General features: G+C 49.8%; 15 protein-coding genes and 1 pseudogene. 13 read left to right on the forward strand and 3 right to left on the reverse strand.

The window, feature by feature from the left end:
• Positions 1-4: 4 nt before the first annotated feature.
• Positions 5-877: an alpha/beta fold hydrolase gene (locus J2T14_RS09860; protein ID WP_307470287.1), complete on the reverse strand. Its 873-nt coding sequence runs from the start codon at positions 875-877 to the stop codon at positions 5-7.
• A 405-nt stretch (positions 878-1,282) separates the two neighbouring features.
• On the opposite strand from J2T14_RS09860, the pseudogene J2T14_RS09870 reads away from it, so the two are divergent.
• The 5 genes and pseudogenes from J2T14_RS09870 to J2T14_RS09890 form a co-directional block, all read left to right on the forward strand.
• Positions 1,283-1,522: pseudogene (locus J2T14_RS09870) on the forward strand (MFS transporter); the annotation flags it as partial.
• Between the two features lie 114 nt (positions 1,523-1,636).
• A complete protein-coding gene (locus J2T14_RS09875) occupies positions 1,637-1,912 on the forward strand; it encodes a DUF2277 domain-containing protein (RefSeq protein ID WP_307208299.1) in 276 nt (91 codons plus the stop codon).
• Between the two features lie 180 nt (positions 1,913-2,092).
• Entirely contained in the window at positions 2,093-3,958 is a 1,866-nt protein-coding gene (locus tag J2T14_RS09880; protein ID WP_307470289.1) for an assimilatory sulfite reductase (NADPH) flavoprotein subunit, read from the forward strand.
• Positions 3,959-3,992: 34 nt separating this feature from the next.
• A complete protein-coding gene (gene cysI, locus J2T14_RS09885; RefSeq protein WP_307470291.1) occupies positions 3,993-5,720 on the forward strand; it encodes an assimilatory sulfite reductase (NADPH) hemoprotein subunit in 1,728 nt (575 codons plus the stop codon).
• A 116-nt stretch (positions 5,721-5,836) separates the two neighbouring features.
• Positions 5,837-6,811: a VOC family protein gene (locus tag J2T14_RS09890; RefSeq protein ID WP_307470293.1), complete on the forward strand. Its 975-nt coding sequence runs from the start codon at positions 5,837-5,839 to the stop codon at positions 6,809-6,811.
• Here the strand turns inward: J2T14_RS09890 and J2T14_RS09895 are convergent.
• Together J2T14_RS09895 and J2T14_RS09900 are read right to left on the reverse strand one after the other, a co-directional pair.
• Positions 6,798-7,298 carry a C1q-like domain-containing protein gene (locus tag J2T14_RS09895; protein WP_307470295.1) on the reverse strand — a complete coding sequence of 167 codons (501 nt, stop codon included), beginning with the start codon at positions 7,296-7,298 and terminating at the stop codon, positions 6,798-6,800. The genes J2T14_RS09890 and J2T14_RS09895 overlap by 14 nt on opposite strands.
• Positions 7,299-7,450: 152 nt before the next feature.
• Positions 7,451-7,990, reverse strand: coding sequence for an NADPH-dependent FMN reductase (locus J2T14_RS09900; protein WP_307470296.1), 540 nt, complete (start codon positions 7,988-7,990; stop codon positions 7,451-7,453).
• 246 nt (positions 7,991-8,236) lie between these two features.
• On the opposite strand from J2T14_RS09900, the gene J2T14_RS09905 reads away from it, so the two are divergent.
• The 8 genes from J2T14_RS09905 (at position 8,237) to J2T14_RS09940 (ending at position 18,178) form a co-directional block, all read left to right on the forward strand.
• On the forward strand, positions 8,237-9,334 hold the full coding sequence (locus J2T14_RS09905; protein WP_307470298.1) for a glycosyltransferase family 2 protein: 1,098 nt from the start codon (positions 8,237-8,239) through the stop codon (positions 9,332-9,334).
• Positions 9,335-10,242: 908 nt separating this feature from the next.
• Positions 10,243-10,572: a DMT family transporter gene (locus tag J2T14_RS09910; RefSeq protein WP_307470299.1), complete on the forward strand. Its 330-nt coding sequence runs from the start codon at positions 10,243-10,245 to the stop codon at positions 10,570-10,572.
• 29 nt (positions 10,573-10,601) lie between these two features.
• The gene (locus J2T14_RS09915) at positions 10,602-10,952 is read left to right on the forward strand and encodes a DMT family transporter (RefSeq protein WP_307470301.1); all 351 of its coding nucleotides are present in this window, start codon (positions 10,602-10,604) and stop codon (positions 10,950-10,952) included.
• Between the two features lie 296 nt (positions 10,953-11,248).
• Positions 11,249-12,151, forward strand: coding sequence for a LysR family transcriptional regulator (locus tag J2T14_RS09920; protein WP_307470423.1), 903 nt, complete (start codon positions 11,249-11,251; stop codon positions 12,149-12,151).
• Positions 12,152-12,261: 110 nt separating this feature from the next.
• Positions 12,262-14,553 (forward strand): 5-methyltetrahydropteroyltriglutamate--homocysteine S-methyltransferase, encoded by a 2,292-nt coding sequence (gene metE / locus J2T14_RS09925; protein WP_307470303.1) that lies wholly within the window; start codon positions 12,262-12,264, stop codon positions 14,551-14,553.
• A 136-nt stretch (positions 14,554-14,689) separates the two neighbouring features.
• On the forward strand, positions 14,690-16,027 hold the full coding sequence (locus J2T14_RS09930; RefSeq protein ID WP_307470305.1) for a spore germination protein: 1,338 nt from the start codon (positions 14,690-14,692) through the stop codon (positions 16,025-16,027).
• Positions 16,020-17,102 (forward strand): GerAB/ArcD/ProY family transporter, encoded by a 1,083-nt coding sequence (locus J2T14_RS09935; RefSeq protein ID WP_307470307.1) that lies wholly within the window; start codon positions 16,020-16,022, stop codon positions 17,100-17,102. The genes J2T14_RS09930 and J2T14_RS09935 overlap by 8 nt, the downstream gene beginning before the upstream one ends.
• A complete protein-coding gene (locus J2T14_RS09940; protein ID WP_307470309.1) occupies positions 17,099-18,178 on the forward strand; it encodes a Ger(x)C family spore germination protein in 1,080 nt (359 codons plus the stop codon). The genes J2T14_RS09935 and J2T14_RS09940 overlap by 4 nt, the downstream gene beginning before the upstream one ends.
• Positions 18,179-18,251: the final 73 nt, after the last annotated feature.

Genomic DNA, 18,251 nt, shown 5'->3' on the forward strand with positions numbered 1-18,251 from the left:
CGTCTTAGTCTCGCCCAGCTTCGTATAGCTTCCAGGCAACTCGCCTCGCATCTGTATTCGGAGTCGTCATGTGATCCCCGGGCATCTTAATCAGCCTATGCAGCCCGAGCCTATTCGACATGAGCGGGTGGAAGCTATGCTGATCGGTTTGAGGCAGCACATTGTCCTCGGTTAAGTACAAATAGCTCTTCGGCGTTTGGAGACTGTAGAACTTCTTGAGATCGAGTTTCGTGAAGGCGGGAGCGGCAGGCTCGGGCGTTGTCGAACGGTACAGCTGTTCAGCGAGCTGAAGGCTTGCAAGATTGGCGAAGTTTTCCCGGAAGAGCGGGAAGGGGAGCGTAATGGTATCGTCCTTGGAGCTTTGTCTCAGCTGCTCGAACAAGGCAAGCGCCTGAGGCGGGAATTGGTCGGCCAAGCTCTGACCGTCGCCCAGCACGAAAGCGTTCATGAAGACGAGCCGCTTAAGGCGGTCGGGAATGCGCTCGGCGACCTTCTGAATAACCGTCCCGCCGAAGCTGTGAGCAGCGAGCACGATATCCTTCAAATGCCTGGACGTTATATATTCCGTTAGGGAGTCGACGATTCTCTCATGCGAGACGTTCTTATTGGGATCGGAGCCGTGTCCGGGCAAGTCGGGGGTATAAACCGTGTGGCCCGTTCGTCTTAATTGCCCGGCAATCGGGTGCCAAAAGCTTGCGTCGGCCCACGAGCCATGCACAAGCACGAAGGTTAACCGTTGCAAATGCTCATAACCGACGCTCATATCCGATACTTGTGCGGCTTCGGGCCATGTCATCGGGGGGAGCAGGGGATAGCGATAAACGAGCGGGTCGTACATATAACCGACATTGGCATAGCGATATGGATAGGGATGCATGTTCATTTTCCTTCCGCTTGGGATGTTCCACTATATGCCCAGATTAACGGATAGGTAAATGAAATCAAGCAAATGATTACAGATAAACGTTAATCATCGTTCAGACCTTGACTTATTTTCTGGAGCAGGGCGATGATGTGTTCTTCTTCTTCAAGAAGCTATGCTGCCCGCCGCTGCTAATACAGTACGGAGCGAGAATCTTGCTTAGCTCTTTCTGGTTATGCCTATGAATATAAGAAATCAGCTTGCCGATCGGTTCTTTTTTCAACAGGGCACCTCATCCTACATATCGTCTGCCGTTATTTTAGCTAAGAAGCAACAATTGCTTTTCCCGGCAGCTCGCTCTTCGCGCTGTTCATCGTCACCTTGTTCGCAGGTTTGCTGCTCGGTCAACAGTTAGGGCTACATGTCGGCATGGTCGTAGGCATTACTTTGGCGACCTCCATTTTATTCCACGTCATGAGCAGGGAAGCTGGTTACCGGGTGACGGGCCTTGTGCCGGATCGTTCGGAGCTGTTTTTGAGCGGGATGCATACCGTATTTACCGTATCCGCCTGCATTTGCCTAACGGCAGCGTTGCTGACTGGATGGAGAATGTACAGCTTTTACTCGAGCAAACGATCGTTGTCCAGGGCGAAAGGGTAATGAGGAAAATACCAAAGTCGAATTCGCACTAATCTTGTAGGAAATGGCTGGATAACCGAAGCGGATTGTAGTAGGATGAAGAAGTGAAATCGGACAAGGAATGAGGCTTAGACGATGTGTCGGAATATAAAAACATTATTCAACTTCGATCCTCCGGTCGCGGATTCGGAAATTCATGAAGCTTCGCTTCAATTCGTTCGGAAGCTATCGGGTTTCCATACCCCTTCCAAGACGAACGAAGAGGCATTCCATAAGGCAGTCGATGAAGTTGCAGCCGCAGCCCGAATATTAATGGATTCTCTCGTAACTAACGCCGAGCCTCGAAATCGCGAGGTCGAGAAGGAACGTGCGCGGGCTAGAAATTTGAAGCGATTCGGACCGCAAGCTTAGCCTTCATAGAGGGGCTTTTGCTATTTATCAGAATAACTAATAATAGTTATAAATTCATTTAAATTGCCCGTAGCGCGTTAGTTATGGTACGGTCATGTAATGAAAGATTCAATGTGATTTTTTGTCGAAAAAAGTAAGCTAAGACGAATCTAAACAGGAAGCTGCGCGAGGTGGATACTATTGGAAATCCAGGCAACAAACAGTCCGTTTAATCAGGAGCAATCAGATTGGCTTAATCGCCTTCTGCCGACTCTATCGGATTATCAACGTATTTGGTTAAGTGGTTATTTATCGGCTGCGCAAAGCGCTGCTCTTGTCTCGGCGGGCTCGGCGTTAACGATTGCAGAAGCACCGCAAGCCGTAGGCCAAGCTCAGGCGCAGGCACTGGCACCCGTCGCCAAAGACGTAACGATCTTGTTCGGCTCGCAGACAGGCAACAGCGACAAGCTGGCGAAGAAGATGGCGAAGCGTCTGGAAGGCGAAGGCTTCGAAGTGACAACAGCTTCGATGAACAACTTCAAGGCGAATAATCTGAAGAAGATCAGCCATTTGCTGATCGTAGTCAGTACGCATGGCGAAGGAGAACCGCCGGATAACGCGATTTCTTTCCATGAATTCATTCATTCCAAGCGCGCACCGCAATTGGAAGGCATGCATTATTCGATTCTGGCGCTGGGCGATACTTCTTACGAGTTCTTCTGCCAGACGGGCAAAGACTTCGACAAGCGACTCGAGGAACTGGGCGCAACTAGAATTGCAGACCGTGCGGATTGCGACGTAGACTTCGAAGAAACGGCTTCGGAGTGGATGTCCCAAGTATCCGGAGCATTGGCCAAGCTGGTGCAAGCGCAATCCGGCGCTGCAGCGCAAGCTGCAGGAGGTGCAAGCATTCAAGCGGCGCCTGCCGCACTTGAATCGGAATATTCAAGATCGAATCCGTTCCAAGCGGAAGTGCTTGAGAACTTGAATCTGAACGGACGCGGCTCCGATCGCGAGACCCGTCACGTTGAAATATCGCTGGAAGGCTCGGACCTCACTTATGAACCGGGCGACAGCATCGGAATTGTACCGGAGAATGACTCCCGACTTGTCGATGAGTTGATCGCGTACATGGGCTGGCAGCAAAACGACAACGTTATCGTTAATAAGAACGGCGAGCAACACACTCTGCGCAACGCTTTGATCTCCTATTACGAGATTACGGTTTTGACAAAGCCGCTGCTTAAGCAATTCGCCGAGACAACATCGAATGCAGAGCTGACGGAGCTGGTGGGCGAAGGACAGGAGCAGAAGCTGAAGTCGTATTTAAGCGGACGCGATTTGATCGATCTTGTGAAGGATTATTCGCTCAAGGGAATGTCTGCACAGACGTTCGTTTCCTTGCTTCGCAAAATCCCGGCTCGCTTGTACTCGATCTCGAGCAGCTTGAAAGCGAATCCTGAAGAGGTGCATATCACAGTTCGTTCGGTGCGTTACGAGGCGAACGGCAGAGAGCGCAACGGCGTCTGCTCCGTACAGCTTGCGGAGCGCGTGGCAGCGGGCGACAAGCTCCCGATCTTCATCCAGAACAATCCGAACTTCAAGCTTCCCGAGAGCACGGATACGCCGATCATCATGATCGGACCCGGTACGGGCGTAGCACCGTTCAGAGCGTTCCTCGGGGAGCGCGAAGAAGCGGGAGCGGAAGGCAAATCGTGGCTGTTCTATGGGGACCAGCACTTCGCGACGGACTTCCTCTATCAGGTGGAATGGCAGCGCTGGCTGAAGGACGGCGTATTGACGCGTATGGACGTTGCATTCTCCCGCGATACGGCGGAGAAGGTATACGTTCAGCATCGGATGCTCGAGAAGGGCGAAGAGCTATACAAATGGCTGCAAGAGGGCGCTCACGTCTACGTATGCGGCGACGAGAAGAGAATGGCGCATGACGTTCATGCCGCATTGCTCGAGATCATCGGACGTCACGGCGGGTTAAGCGCGGAACAAGCAGCGGAATACGTGGCACAGATGCAACAACAGAAACGTTATCAGAGAGACGTCTATTAGGCGTCTTCCTGATCGCGAGGGGAGAATAGCAAGCATGTCGAAAAAAGAGTTTTATCCTCCGCACGATGCTCCGCATAGCGACGTCGAGCATATTAAAATTCGAAGCAATTACTTGCGGGGCAGCCTTGAAGAAACGTTGAAGGATCCCATTACCGGTTCGATTCCCGAAGATGACAACCGCCTGATGAAACATCACGGCAGCTATATGCAGGATGACCGCGACTTGCGGAACGAGAGAGCGAAGCAGAAGCTTGAGCCCGCTTACCAGTTCATGCTGCGCGTTCGCGCTGCGGGCGGCGTCGTTACGCCGGAGCAATGGCTGATGATGGATACGGTCGCGCACAAATACGCGAACGGGACGATCCGTCTAACGACGCGCCAGTCGTTCCAATTGCATGGCGTGCTTAAATGGAACCTGAAGAACACGATTCGCGAAGTAAACGATTCGTTGCTTAGCACGCTAGCCGCTTGCGGCGACGTTAACCGTAACGTCATGTGCAACCCGAATCCGTTCCAATCCGACATTCATGGGGAAGTATACGAATGGGCAAGCAAGATCAGCACGCATCTTGATCCGCAGACGAGAGCGTACCACGAGATTTGGCTTGACGGCGAGAAAGTCGTCGACAGCAGTCTTCAGGACGGCGTAGAGCAAGAGCCGATCTATGGCAAAGTGTATTTGCCGCGTAAGTTCAAGATCGGCATCGCAGTGCCGCCATCCAACGATGTGGACGTCTTCTCGCAAGATCTTGGATACATCGCCATCATCGAGAACGGCAAGCTGAAAGGCTTCAACATATCCGTCGGCGGTGGCATGGGGATGTCCCACGGCGATCCGAAGACGTATCCGCAAGTGTCGAAGGTAATCGGCTTCTGCACGCCGGAGCAGGTTATCGACGTAGCGGAGAAGACCGTAACGATTCAGCGCGATTACGGCGACCGTGCCGTGCGTAAGCACGCGCGCTTCAAGTATACGATCGACGATCGCGGCCTCGACTGGTTCGTTAATGAATTGCATGACCGCCTCGGCTGGAAGCTGGAGGAGGCTCGTCCGTTCGAGTTCGATTCCAATGGCGACCGCTATGGTTGGGTGAAAGGCAGCAATAACAAGTGGCATCTGACGCTGTTCATTCAGAACGGACGCGTGATGGATGATGGCGACTCCCGTCTGATGACAGGCTTGCGCGAGATTGCCAAGATTCATACCGGCGACTTCCGCTTGACGGCGAATCAGAACCTGGTCATTGCCAACGTCAGCACGGCGAACAAGAAGAAGATCATCGCGCTTGCGACCGAATACGGATTGACGGACGGCATTCAATATTCCGCGCTGCGCAGAAATTCGATGGCGTGCGTGTCGCTGCCGACTTGCGGTCTTGCCATGGCGGAGTCGGAGCGTTATCTTCCGACACTGATGGATAAGCTCGATCCGATGCTGGAGGAGCTCGGCCTTAGAGATCAAGAGATCGTCATTCGCATGACGGGCTGTCCGAACGGCTGCGCTCGGCCGATGCTTGCCGAGCTGTCGTTCATCGGCAAAGCGCCGGGCAAATACAATATGTATTTGGGCGGCAGCTTCACAGGCCATCGCCTGAACAAGCTGTACAAGGAGAACATTGGCGAAGCGGAGATTCTTGAATCGCTGCAGCCGATCTTCGCTAAATACGCACAGGAGCGTAAAGCGAATGAGCACTTCGGCGATTTCGTGATCCGCGCAGGTTATGTGCCGGAAGTGCTGGACGGCCAGCAGTTCCACGCTTAATGAAATAGGCTATAATGAAGAACCCGAGGATTTTCTGTTTCCCGGGTTCTTTTTGTATAATAAGAACTAAATTAATTGCATTTCGCAATCGTAGAAGTATGGAAGGGTGGATAAGCATGAAACCGATCATCGGACAGCATCACGTATCGATGTTTACGAAGGACGCATCAACGAACGTGGCGTTCTATACGAAGGTAATGGGCTTGCGGTTCGTGAAGAAAACGGTCAATCAAGATAACGTAACGATGTATCATCTCTTCTACGGGGATAAAGTCGGCTCGCCGGGAACGGGCGTCACGTTCTTCGAGCTGCCAAATGCGGGGCATGCCCGCAAAGGGACGGACAGCATATCGTCCATTTCTCTAACGGTGCCAAGCGACGAAGCGTTAGACTTCTGGAAGGACCGCCTAGAGGGGAATCAAGCGGTCGTAAGCAGAATCATTCGCGAGGATGGACGAGCTTCGCTGACGTTCGAGGATCCCGACGATCTAACCGTTCATCTTGTGTCCGTTCAAGGAGATAAACCGTACCCGCCGAGCGTTGCATGGGTACCCGTGGATATTCCTGCCCAGTATGCGATCCTCGGACTTGGTCCGGCCGTATTGACCGTGCGTGAAAGCGCCAAGACGATCGACGTGCTGGAAAGGATATTAGGGTACAAAAAAACCCGCAGCGCAAAAGCGTTGGGGGATGGGACACATGAAGTATCGATCTTCGAGACTGGTATGGGCGGTCTTAGCACGGAGATTCACGTGAAGGAATCGGCACTCGAAGACAAGGCTAGACCTGGACGAGGAAGCGTGCACCATGTTGCGGTTCGAATAGGAAACAAGGAAGAGCTAGAAGGCTGGGCATCCCGCATTGCAGCTGAGGGTTTCAAAAACACGGGTATCCTCGATCGTCATTTCTTTACTTCGTTCTACTTCTGGGATCCGAACGGCATCGTATTCGAGCTTGCTACGGACGAAGGTCCGGGCTTCGAGGTAGGCGAAGAGACCGACGTGCTGCGGGAGTCGTTATCGTTGCCGCCGTTCCTGGAAGAAAGACGCAGCGAGATAGAGAGCAAGCTGCGTCCGATTATTGTACTCTAGATCCCTCGAAGCGCGTGTTGAATGGATCGATAACGCCGCTTCCGTCGCTGACAGCGGCAAACACGCCGACGCGATCGCCTGCTCTCAGCTGCACGATTCCGGTGACGGACACGATTGTGCCGTTAAGCCTGATCGCTTCCGAATCGACTAGGATACTTTCGTTTGCAAATATTGCAATAGCTACAACACCCGCAACATCCGTTGCAGGTAGATAGTTAATGCTTGCAAAGAGGACGTATATCCCGCTCCTTCTCGCTGTGAAAATGGAGGTCGCCGGATTGTATTCATTGTTCAGATCGAATACTTCCTGATTGAATTGCACTTGTATGAACTGGCTAATAGGCTGATCTGCGTTCGAAACCGCCGAAAAGGCAGAGCCTTTTCTCTTGCATAGAACGGGACGTTTTGCTTTATGCCTTATTGGCCCGCATTTTTTTCCCAGTCCGCTTGTAAGCATTTTTTTGCGCAATGCTTGCTTGCTGATCATACAACATTCCTCCCAGATTATATTTGCTAGTATTAGCAATGCTATATTATATGAAAATTTGATAGAGTAGCTTGGGTTTTCCTAAGAAAACGCAAAAAAAACATCGCCTATTCCATAGACGATGTTTTTTTGCTCTAAGGGTTATGCTTCGATTACCGCAACGTCTTAAGCGCTCCGCTCCATGCAATCACTTGATCGAGCATGCCGTTCACGTTCGTCAGATGAAGATCGGCAGGCTTGAACACGTTGCCGTTCTCGAAATCGGTGAAGAGGGACAGCGCCGGATGGACGCGAACGTCTGCTACGGACAGCTCTCCCAGGATGCCTCTTAAATGTTCTGCGGCGCGAGCGCCTCCGACCGAGCCGTAGCTTACGATGCCGGCCGCTTTGTTGTTCCATGCTTCACGCGCGAAATCGAGTGCATTCTTAAGCGCCCCCGTGATGCTGTGATTGTATTCTTGTACGATGAATACGAAGCCGTCTAAGCTGGCAAGCTTCAAGTTCCAAGCTGTCGCTTGTTCGGTAGCGTCTTCTTCGCCTAATAGAGGCAGCTTGTACTCCGCAATATCTACAATCTCATAGTTCGCGTCGCCGCGCTTGTCTGCAATGCTCTTCACCCATTCGCCTACCTGCGGGCTGACGCGGCCTTGGCGTGTGCTGCCAAGAATAATTCCGATATTTAATTTAGACATGGTTTTCCAATTCCTCCTCAGTATACTCGAGATTATCGTTCAACCGATGAGACGCCGTTTTGTCGACTCTCCTAGATTGAATATTCTCATTATATCATCATGCCTGGCGATAAGGAAATTATTCATTATTTATCTTAAAATTCCAACACTCTTTATATGCAAGGAGGGATTGCAACAGACGTACACGCAGAGCATGTATCATCTTCATAACATGTGTGAAGAAGATATAATGGAGGTGATCGGTTTTTGATTACGATTAGCTTATGTATGATTGTTCGAAACGAGGAGCAGATGCTGGGCAGATGCTTAAGCACGGTAGCGGATGCGGTCGATGAGATCATCGTCGTCGATACGGGTTCAACGGACGGCACGCTGGCAGTTGCAACTCAGTATACGGATCATATCTTTCACTTTGAATGGATCGACGATTTCTCCGCGGCCCGCAATGAATCGTTTCGTCATGCAACGAAGGACTATATTTTATGGCTCGACGCGGACGACTGGCTGGATGAGCGGGAACTATACAAATTGAAGTCGCTTAAGGAGCAGTTGGATCCGGCTGTCGATGCGGTCATTATGGATTATTGGCTTGATTTCGACCCGCTCGGTCAACCGACTGCCGTCGTGAAGCGGCATCGGCTTCTCAAACGGTCGCGCAAGTTCCAGTGGCATGATGCCGTGCATGAGCAGCTCGCGGTTCAGGGCCATGTCGTCTTGACCGATATTGCAATCTGCCATGGAAGAGAGCAGACAAATGGGGAGCGCAACTTGAGGATCTATGAAGCGATGCTCGCTAAGGGCGTACAGCTCTCGAGTCGGCAAAGGATGCAATATGCAATGGAATTGTCGGCGAACGGACGGCATGTACAGGCAATTGCAAGTTTTGAAACTGTCTTAGCCGATCCCGCAGGCTACTTCGAAATGAAGCTTGAATGCTGCGGGCGGAAGGCGCATTGTTATCATGAGCTTGGCTTAAAGGAACAGGAGCTAGGCGCGTTAATAGCTGCATTCAAGTATGACATTCCGCGTGCCGATTACGTTTGCCGCATCGGTTACTATTATCAAGAGAATAACAACTATGAGAAAGCCGTTTACTGGTATCAGCTTGCTCTTAAGCTCGAGAAACCGGAAGGTCGGCTGTATGGCATGAATCATTCGGCCTGGACGTGGCTGCCGCATCTGCAGCTTGTCTATTGTTATGGTAAGCTTGGGCAATTAGCGCTCGCTTATGAGCATAATGAAATCGCCCTTACGTATTCGCCGAATGATTCCAATCTGCTGCACAATAAGAAGCTGCTTGAAAAATATGTGAGTAACAACGAAAGAGACGAGACGCTTAAGTAGGCCTTATTATTCTTTTCGACTGGACGAATGCCGTCTCTATCAAATGCCGCTCTCCATATGATAAAAAATGCTATATCTATCAACCTATCAGTGCATGCCTGAGTGATATAGCCATTCATAGCATCATAACAAGGTGGAGTAGGAACGACGATCAAGGGATTCGTGAAGTCGAAGCCAACCTGCAAAAAAATCGTCGTCAATACCAAGTCGAAGAAGTGGACCTTAACAACGAATACAATCTGGCGACATCGACGTTCCGACTGAAGCAAGCCGGGCTTTATTCACTGGTAGCAAGCGTTTCTTTCTCGGTAATAACGATGTCACAGGTTGGTATGAGATTAGAGATTAGAGTCAACGGCATGGCGAGAATATCCGACAGTGAACACTTACTTCTTCCCAAGGGACAACATCATAGATGCTGCGGGCATCATGAGGTTCACTGTACAAGTATTCGCAAGAGCGGCAGGTGAGAACGGCACGATCAACGGAAGTCTTGGCACCCGTTTCGAAGGATTTAAGAGAAAGTGTAATCGTCGTCACCGCTGGTACCAATAGGTTCATATTCATGCCATGCAAACAAGCCTTATTCCGTACTCGGAATAGGCTTGTTTGTCGTCTCTATATTTGCTAGCAAGTCCATTTTTAGATTGTATATTTAGCGTGATTAATTAAGGAGCAGTTTCAGTATTTCATGCCAAGGCTGTTCTTTGTTTGCGTTCCTTGAGATGGATACTTCAGAATGGCAGCACATGTAGTCGTATAAATAAACTGTATTTGACTTTATGGACGGTTTAGTAAATTAAAGAGGTGAACGATAGTATGAGTATAAACTCAAAACGAAATATTGAAGGTAAGGCCGTCACCGCGAGCGTTCAAACGTTGCGTTCTCGGAGTAGAAGGGTAGAGAAATGAATGCATTCGTCGTCTTGTCAATTGCAATTATAAGTGAAGTATTCGGCAGCTCGATGTTGAAGCTGTCTAACGGATTCAAACGAATTTTCCCGACATTGGGCGTTGCGGCTGGTATGGGGCTTGCTTTCTATTGCTTGTCCATCGCGCTGAAGGCCATTCCGCTCGGAACGGCGTATGCGATCTGGTCCGGCGCTGGCACGGCTTTGACGGCACTTGTCGGGATTGTCGTCTATAAGGAAAGAATGAACAAGAAGAAGATAGCAGGGTTAGTGCTCATTATTGGAGGCGTTGTCCTGCTGAAGCTGGCATCGGGCGGCTCGCACTGAGCGATACAACTGATTGGAGAGGTTAAGACATGAAAGGTTATTTTTATCTATCGATTGCTGTCATAAGCGAAATATTCGGGACATCGATGCTCAAGCTGTCGGACAGTTTCACGAGCCTGCTTCCGTCGATCGGCGTTATTATCGGGTTCGGCATCTCGTTTTATTGCTTATCCATCGGTTTAAGAACAGTGCCACTAAGCTTGGCTTATGCGATTTGGTCCGGCTTAGGAACCGCCATTACGGCATTGATCGGAGTGCTTGTATGGGGCGATTCTTTCACCATCGATTCGTTTGGCGCTATTATCCTTATCATTGGGGGTGTTGTTTTGTTGAATGCATCAAGCGGTCATGGCGAGAATGCGGCAGAACCGTCCAGATAATCTACCTGCTCAAGCTGTATATACGGACTCAAGCACAAATTTAGACACACTAATAGTAAATGTCATTAAACATATCGAATGGCATTTCGTGTACCGAAGAAAACCGATGGAAATAGGATTACAGCATGATCAACTCTCGTTCAAGATCGGAACGGGAGTTAGTTTTTTTGCGGAGTATTTAATCGGTGACAGGAGTTGACTTCCGTCACTTGCCGCACTACAATCTACGGACGAGTACAATTAGCTACGGTGGACCGGTTAAACAATATAAGCAGGTTGTAGAAAGGAGCACGCCAATGACGCTGCAGCAGTTGAAATATGTGATCGAGGTCGCCAATCGCGGCTCTATCAATGAGGCGGCCAAGCGGCTATTCATCTCCCAGCCCAGTCTGTCGAATGCGATCAAGGATTTGGAGGAAGAGATGCAGATCGCGATCTTCGACCGTTCCAATAAAGGAATCTCGCTCTCTAAGGATGGAGTCGAGTTTCTAAGCTATGCCAGGCAGGTTGTCGAACAGATGGAGCTGCTTGAGGGGAGATACTTGAACGCAAAGCCATCTCCGCAGCATTTCTCGGTGTCTACCCAGCATTATGCGTTCGCGGTGAACGCGTTCGTTAGTCTCGTTCGGGAATACGGCCACGAGGAATATGAGCTAGCGCTTCGTGAGACGAAGACGTATGAGATTATCGAGGATGTCAAAAGCTTGCGCAGCGAGATCGGCATTCTATATATGAACGAGTTCAACGGAAAGGTCATTAACAAGCTGCTGGGCAGCGCAAATCTGCATTTTCACAGCTTGTTCACGGCAAAGCCGCATGTATTCATCAGCATTAACAATCCACTGGCAGGCCAATCGATAGTAACCATCGATCAGCTTCAGCAATACCCGTATTTGTCATTCGACCAGGGCGAGTACAATTCCTTTCATTTTGCCGAGGAGATTCTAAGTACGCTGTCCCATAAGAAAAGCATCCGGGTCAATGATCGCGCGACGTTGTTCAACTTGTTGATCGGACTGAACGGCTATACGATTTCGACGGGGGTTCTGAGCGCCGATCTGAATGGCAACGAGATCATTCCGGTACCGCTCGATTGCGAGGAAACGATTAATGTCGGTTGGATCTCTCATAAAAATGTAGCCTTGTCGAAGCTCGGTACAGCCTACATAGAGGCACTTATGAGAGCGACAGGCCAGTAAGTAATTAGCTATAGCCAATGGCTATAGCTGGATATAGCATAATACAGTTACACTATAACTCAACATCCATGTTATCTTTCTTGTAACAAATGACATAGGAGTGTTGCAAGATGGCGAAGAGCAGTGTACTGGGGTATCCGCGTATCGGCGCAGACCGTGAATGGAAGAAGGCGCTTGAGGCGTATTGGGCAGGTAAGCTGGAGGAAACGGAGTTTCGGCAGAAGCTGCAGGATATCCGCTTGACTCATTTGCGCAAGCAGCAGGAGAAAGGGATCGACATCATTCCGGTTAACGATTTCAGCTATTATGACCATATTCTTGATACGGCGGCGATGTTCGGAATCGTTCCGAAACGATTCTCCTATACAGGCGGAGCAGTGCCGCTGTCGCTCTATTACGGTATTGCCCGCGGAACGAAAGATGCGGCGGCAAGCGAAATGACGAAATGGTTCAATACGAACTATCACTATATCGTTCCCGAACTGGACGGTGCAACGCCTGCGGTTACGGAGAACAAGCCGCTAATCGCTTATCGCGAAGCGAAAGAGAAGCTTGGAATCGAAGGCAAGCCGGTCATTGTAGGACCGCTGACATTCCTGAAGCTTTCCAAGGGCTATCAAGCATCGGAGACGGATGCGTGGCTGGGACGATTGATCCCGCTCTATGTTCAAATCTTGCAGGAGCTTGAAAGCGAAGGCGTTCAATGGGTGCAGATCGACGAGCCGATCGTCGTAACGAAGCTAAGCGAAGAAGATTATGGACGGCTTCGGACGATCTATGAGACTTTCGCCGCAGCGGTTCCAAGCCTTAACATTATGCTGCAAACGTATTTCGAATCCGCAGAAAGCTACGAGACGATCGTTAAGCTGCCGGTACAAGGCATCGGACTGGACTTCGTACACGGTCAGACTTCGAATCTGGCGTCGATTGCGGCATTGGGTTTCCCGGCTGACAAAGTTCTCGGAGCAGGGATTATCGACGGCCGGGGTATTTGGAAAGCATCGCTGCAAGAGAAGTTGGGCTTGCTGGAGCAATTGACTAGCTTCGTAAAGGCAGATCGCTTGATTATTCAGTCGTCTTGCAGCCTCTTGCATGTTCCCGTCACGACGGCTAACGAGTCGAAGCTGCTGCCTGAGCTTAAGGGGGCTCTGGCATTTGCCGATGAGAAGCTGGACGAGCTTGTCCTATTGACGAAGGCTGTCGTATCCGGTGAAGCTGCCATTGCAGAGGAGCTTAAGCAATGCGATAGCGCGCTTCAAGCGCTGAGAACGTCAAGCACTCGCAACCGCAGCGATGTTCAACAAGCGGTTGCTGCTCTTAGCGCGCAGCAACCGCGTCGCAGTACAGCATTCGAGCAGCGTCATGCTGCCCAGCAGAACAAGTGGGAGCTGCCTATCTTCCCGACAACGACAATCGGCAGCTTCCCTCAATCTGCCGAGGTTCGCAAAGCCCGCCAGTCATGGCGCAAGGGCGAGTGGAATAACGAGCAATACGAGGGCTTCATCCGCGAGCAGATCGATCTTTGGATCAAGCTGCAGGAAGATATCGGCATTGATGTACTCGTGCACGGCGAATTCGAGCGTACGGATATGGTCGAATTCTTCGGCGAGAAGCTTGCCGGCTTCGCGTTCACGCAGTACGGATGGGTGCAATCGTACGGATCGCGCTGCGTGAAACCGCCTGTTATTTTCGGAGATGTTGCGTTCGAGGAAGCGATGACCGTCGAAGAGACGAAGTACGCCCAGTCGAAGACCAAGCGTCCGGTGAAAGGGATGCTAACGGGCCCGATTACGATCATGAACTGGTCGTTCGTTCGCGACGACATCGCCCGCGAGCAGATCGCCTACCAATTGGCGTACGCGTTAAGACAAGAGGTAGAAGCGCTTGAAGCGGCAGGTATCGGCATGATACAGGTCGACGAGCCGGCCGTTCGCGAAGGATTGCCGCTTAAGCAAGCAGAGCAAGCAGCCTATCTGGAATGGGCGGTCAAAGCATTCCGCATGACGACTTGCACGGTGCAGGACACAACGCAAATTCATACGCATATGTGTTATTGCGAATTCCACGACATGATCGATTCAATCGAAGCGATGGATGCCGACGTGATATCGATCGAGACGTCCCGCAGCCATGGCGAGCTAATTCATAGCTTCGAGTTGAATACGTATAAGCTTGGCATAGGGCTTGGCGTATACGACATTCACAGCCCTCGCGTTCCGCAAGTGGAGGAGATGACGAGCATGATCGATCGCGCCCTCCGCGTGCTGGATCCGAAGTTGTTCTGGATTAACCCGGACTGCGGTCTTAAGACGCGCGGAACGGAAGAAACGGTCGCTGCGCTGCGCAACATGGTTGAAGCGACATTGATCGCTCGCAAAAATTATTCGGTTAACGTCTATTAGGCTAACGGAAGCAACCCGCCCACTTGAGGCGGGTTGCTTTTTTGGTATGACCAGAAATGAAGAAAGAATTGTTCCGTATGCATAGTTGGTGAAAAAAGGGAAAACATAAAAAGAAAATATAGAGGGGACTTTTTATGTGGATGTAGTGGATAAAATCATTAACCGTTTAGGCCAAGATTCCGATTTTTTTCGATATAAAATGATGCTGTCGAACGAACCGGTTTTATTGCTAGGCTACCAGTCGTTCATGAGCGTTGCCGAATCGATAAATGAGCTCCATGCGCAGGCGGCAAGAGTTAATCCGAGCGAACATGATGGACACCGTAGTCGTTTAATGGACAGTATCGGTCAGATCATTGAAGATCCGAGCGAGGATTTAATCGTGTCATTGCTATTGAGAGGACAGCTTGTTATATGGTTCGAATCAGTGGACGCGTTCGTAGATTTCCACCCGTATTCGAAAGTACTGTCCCGATCGATCGACGCGCCTGTCACAGAGAACGTGCTTCGCGGCTCAATCAGCGCGTTCGTAGAAGATATGGAGACGAATATCGGATTGATACGGAAACAAGCAGCCTCAGAAGATTTACGTACGCAGTCGTATGGGTTAGGCCCTGACCGGCAGAAGCAAATCGTTCTTATTTACATGCAAAATCTTGTCATTCCGAATCTGCTGGAGTCTATTGTTAAGCGGATTGAATCGAATATCGGCATGAATGTACAGAATCTGCAGCAATTAAGCGCGGTGCTAGGCTTCAGCAAATGGTCAACCATTACGAAGTTCAATACGACCGAGCTGCCTCAAGAGGTGGAACGGGCGCTGCAGAAGGGGAAGGTCGTTATTCTGCTTGACCGGTTTCCATTCGCCCTTATTGTACCGAGTCTTCTAACCGATATGTTTGCCGTGGAGAACGATCGCAATTTTTTGATCGTATTCACTTATTTGACGCGATTGCTTCGTATTTTAGGTGTCTTGACCAATATCATCATACCTGGCCTATACGTCTCGCTCGTATCTATAAACCCGGATATGCTCCGAATCGAGATTGCGCTTACGATTGCCAGAAGCCGGATGGATGTTCCTTATCCGTCTTTGGTGGAGACGCTGCTGTTGCTTCTCATATTGGAGCTGATCTTCGAAGCGAGCATCCGTCTGCCTCGAAGCATAGGTCCGACGCTCACGATGGTTGGCGGCATCATACTCGGACAGGCTGTCGTCAGCGCCAAGCTGGTTAGCAATTTACTTATAATCGTGCTTGCGGCAACGACGATTTCCAGTTCTACCGTCGTAGGCTTTCATAACTCGCTTTCGATTCGTTTATTCAAGTATTTGATTCTGGTTCTATCGGCATTGTTCGGATTGTACGGACTTGTGGCGGGAATGGTTGTCATATGCGCCTATATGGCAAGCCTTAATTCTTTCGGAATTCCGTATGTGCATATTATGAAGTCAAGAGGAGATGCCAATGGCTAAAACAACTCAAGTCATATCGGTGTTCTTAATTGGACATATGGGTCTGATCTTCTTCTTCTATCCCGGACAAATCATCGAGGGCGTAGAAATCAGCCATTGGGTTCCGATTGTGACCAGTTTCCTTTTCTATTTCGTCATTATTACGGTTTATATGAAAGGATTAAGCTACTTCGACAATCTCAACGTCATTCAGATTTTTCAACAAATGGGGAAGCCCGCAGCGATTATCCTGCTGCTTCCGCTTGCCGTATATTTGGTTAGCGTTAGCATAGTCACCTTTCGTGCCTATTCGGAGGTCATTAGGATTATCTTTCTGACGAGCACGCCAATCTGGGCAGTCATGCTCCTGCTGATCGCCATTTCGTCCTATATCGCTTTTCTTGGCTTGGAGGCTATATTCCGGACGTCGGTATTGCTCGTCTTTCTAGGCACGCCGATCGTCTTGTTCATTCTGGCAAGCTCATTTCAAAATGTGGATTGGCATTACCTGTTTCCGTTATTGGATAAAAAGGTCATCTCGTTCACATTCCTTTTCACGCCGGCGTATATGAACAGTTTGCTCTCTCTCGGTGGAGGGTTTCTATTTCTGGGCTTCATTCAGCCCTACATCACCTATAAGTCATCGAGCGTGCGCCGCGCTTATTTTATTCTTCTGCCTATGTTACTCATTTCGGTATATATTCCGATTCTGACATTCGGCCGGAACACGGCGGTACTATTCAGTTTGCCATTTATAGAGACAGCGGAGACGATCGAAATCAACTGGTTGATGTTTGATCGGATATCGATGTTTTTCATGATTTGCTTAATCTCGTTCGTTATGCTGTTCCTAGCCTTGCTGCTGTGGAAGACGGCTCTCATCATTCGCGTCGCCGTACCTGTTAAGCAAGGAACGATCCTGCTCCCGCTCACGATCATCATCTTCACGATAAGCAAGCTTATTCCAGACTGGCATACCGTCGAGCGCTTTTTCTTGATAAATACAATTTTTCGCGTCTATGCGATGCTTATTATTCCCGCCCTAATGCTCATTCTAGGCATTCGTCATTCAAAGAAAGCTGGGGTTAAGACATGAGCATCATCGGTTTGCGAGTACTGCCAGTAATCGGGATAACCGCTATATTGCTTACACTAACAGGCTGTTGGGACAATAAGGATATTAATCATCGCTCATTGCCTATCGTAATGGGGATATCGAAGCTTGACGATCACTATCATATCGTGCTGCAAATCCCCGAGCCCAGCCAACAGCAGGGGACTGAGTTTCGGCTAGTCAAAGCATCGGGAGCCACGATCAATGAGATCGTCGACCGGATAGGCGCTAACATGGAAACGCAGATGGATCTGCTGCATCTAAAGGTGATCCTGATCGATAAAGCATATGCCGAAAGCGGGTTGAACGATGCTATATCGGCCTTTTTGCGATCGCATGATATATCTCCCAAAACAATGGCCGTAATCTGCGATGAGCCGATCGATCAGTTTTTCGATAATATTCAACAATACAGCAAAAATAACGGAACGTTGATTCAAGATTTCTTCAGGGCGAACGCTGGCTGGAGTCCGCAAGTGGCGACCTCCCGAATATGGGAGCTGTTTCGCAGCATTCATTCCTATACGCGTGACGAAGCGATTCCGATCATTAAGTCGGGAAAAGGTACGATCGTAGAGACTAGAGGAAGCGCCATCATACGAAACGGCAAAATGGTAGGGCGAATGACGCCGGATGAAACGTTGATGACCAACATTTTCAGCGGGATGGATGTGAAGGGCAAGATCGAGGTCATGAATAGCGCCACGGTCCAGATCGTAAATAACCGTATAACGAACCGCAGTTCGATCGTGGACGGAAGACCGCTGATAAAAAGCAAGATTACGCTCAGTGTCGCATTGCTGGAAAAGAAGGGCCAACCGACACAAGACGAGATCAAGAAGGAGCTGCAATTGACGCTGACTGAAAGGTTTAACCATGTTCTGACGATGATGAAGGAGGAGGAAGCGGATATCCTTGGCCTTGGCCAGCTCTTTCGCAACAAGCTGAGCCGAGATGAGCTCCAAAAGTGGAGAACGAACTACTTGCCGAATTTGAAAGCAGAGATTCACTTCGAGGTGTTCATTGAAAACGAAGGCGATCTGAAGATGGATGCTTAGCGGGGGACGAGTTCAAATGGGGCGAAATGAGAGGAAAATCGTATCTTTATGCCGCCTATGACGATATAATTAA

The sequence above is a fragment of the Paenibacillus harenae genome (assembly GCF_030812415.1).
In the GTDB taxonomy this organism is placed as follows: Bacteria; Bacillota; Bacilli; order Paenibacillales; family Paenibacillaceae; genus Pristimantibacillus; species Pristimantibacillus harenae_A.

Coding starts and splice junctions, on each gene's coding strand:
- J2T14_RS09860 (WP_307470287.1), bottom strand. CDS start 877: ATGCATCCCTATCCATATCGCTATGCCAATGTCGGTTATATGTACGAC.
- J2T14_RS09875 (WP_307208299.1), top strand. CDS start 1,637: ATGTGTCGGAATATAAAAACATTATTCAACTTCGATCCTCCGGTCGCG.
- cysI (WP_307470291.1), top strand. CDS start 3,993: ATGTCGAAAAAAGAGTTTTATCCTCCGCACGATGCTCCGCATAGCGAC.
- J2T14_RS09890 (WP_307470293.1), top strand. CDS start 5,837: ATGAAACCGATCATCGGACAGCATCACGTATCGATGTTTACGAAGGAC.
- J2T14_RS09895 (WP_307470295.1), bottom strand. CDS start 7,298: ATGATCAGCAAGCAAGCATTGCGCAAAAAAATGCTTACAAGCGGACTG.
- J2T14_RS09900 (WP_307470296.1), bottom strand. CDS start 7,990: ATGTCTAAATTAAATATCGGAATTATTCTTGGCAGCACACGCCAAGGC.
- J2T14_RS09910 (WP_307470299.1), top strand. CDS start 10,243: ATGAATGCATTCGTCGTCTTGTCAATTGCAATTATAAGTGAAGTATTC.
- J2T14_RS09915 (WP_307470301.1), top strand. CDS start 10,602: ATGAAAGGTTATTTTTATCTATCGATTGCTGTCATAAGCGAAATATTC.
- J2T14_RS09920 (WP_307470423.1), top strand. CDS start 11,249: ATGACGCTGCAGCAGTTGAAATATGTGATCGAGGTCGCCAATCGCGGC.
- metE (WP_307470303.1), top strand. CDS start 12,262: ATGGCGAAGAGCAGTGTACTGGGGTATCCGCGTATCGGCGCAGACCGT.
- J2T14_RS09935 (WP_307470307.1), top strand. CDS start 16,020: ATGGCTAAAACAACTCAAGTCATATCGGTGTTCTTAATTGGACATATG.
- J2T14_RS09940 (WP_307470309.1), top strand. CDS start 17,099: ATGAGCATCATCGGTTTGCGAGTACTGCCAGTAATCGGGATAACCGCT.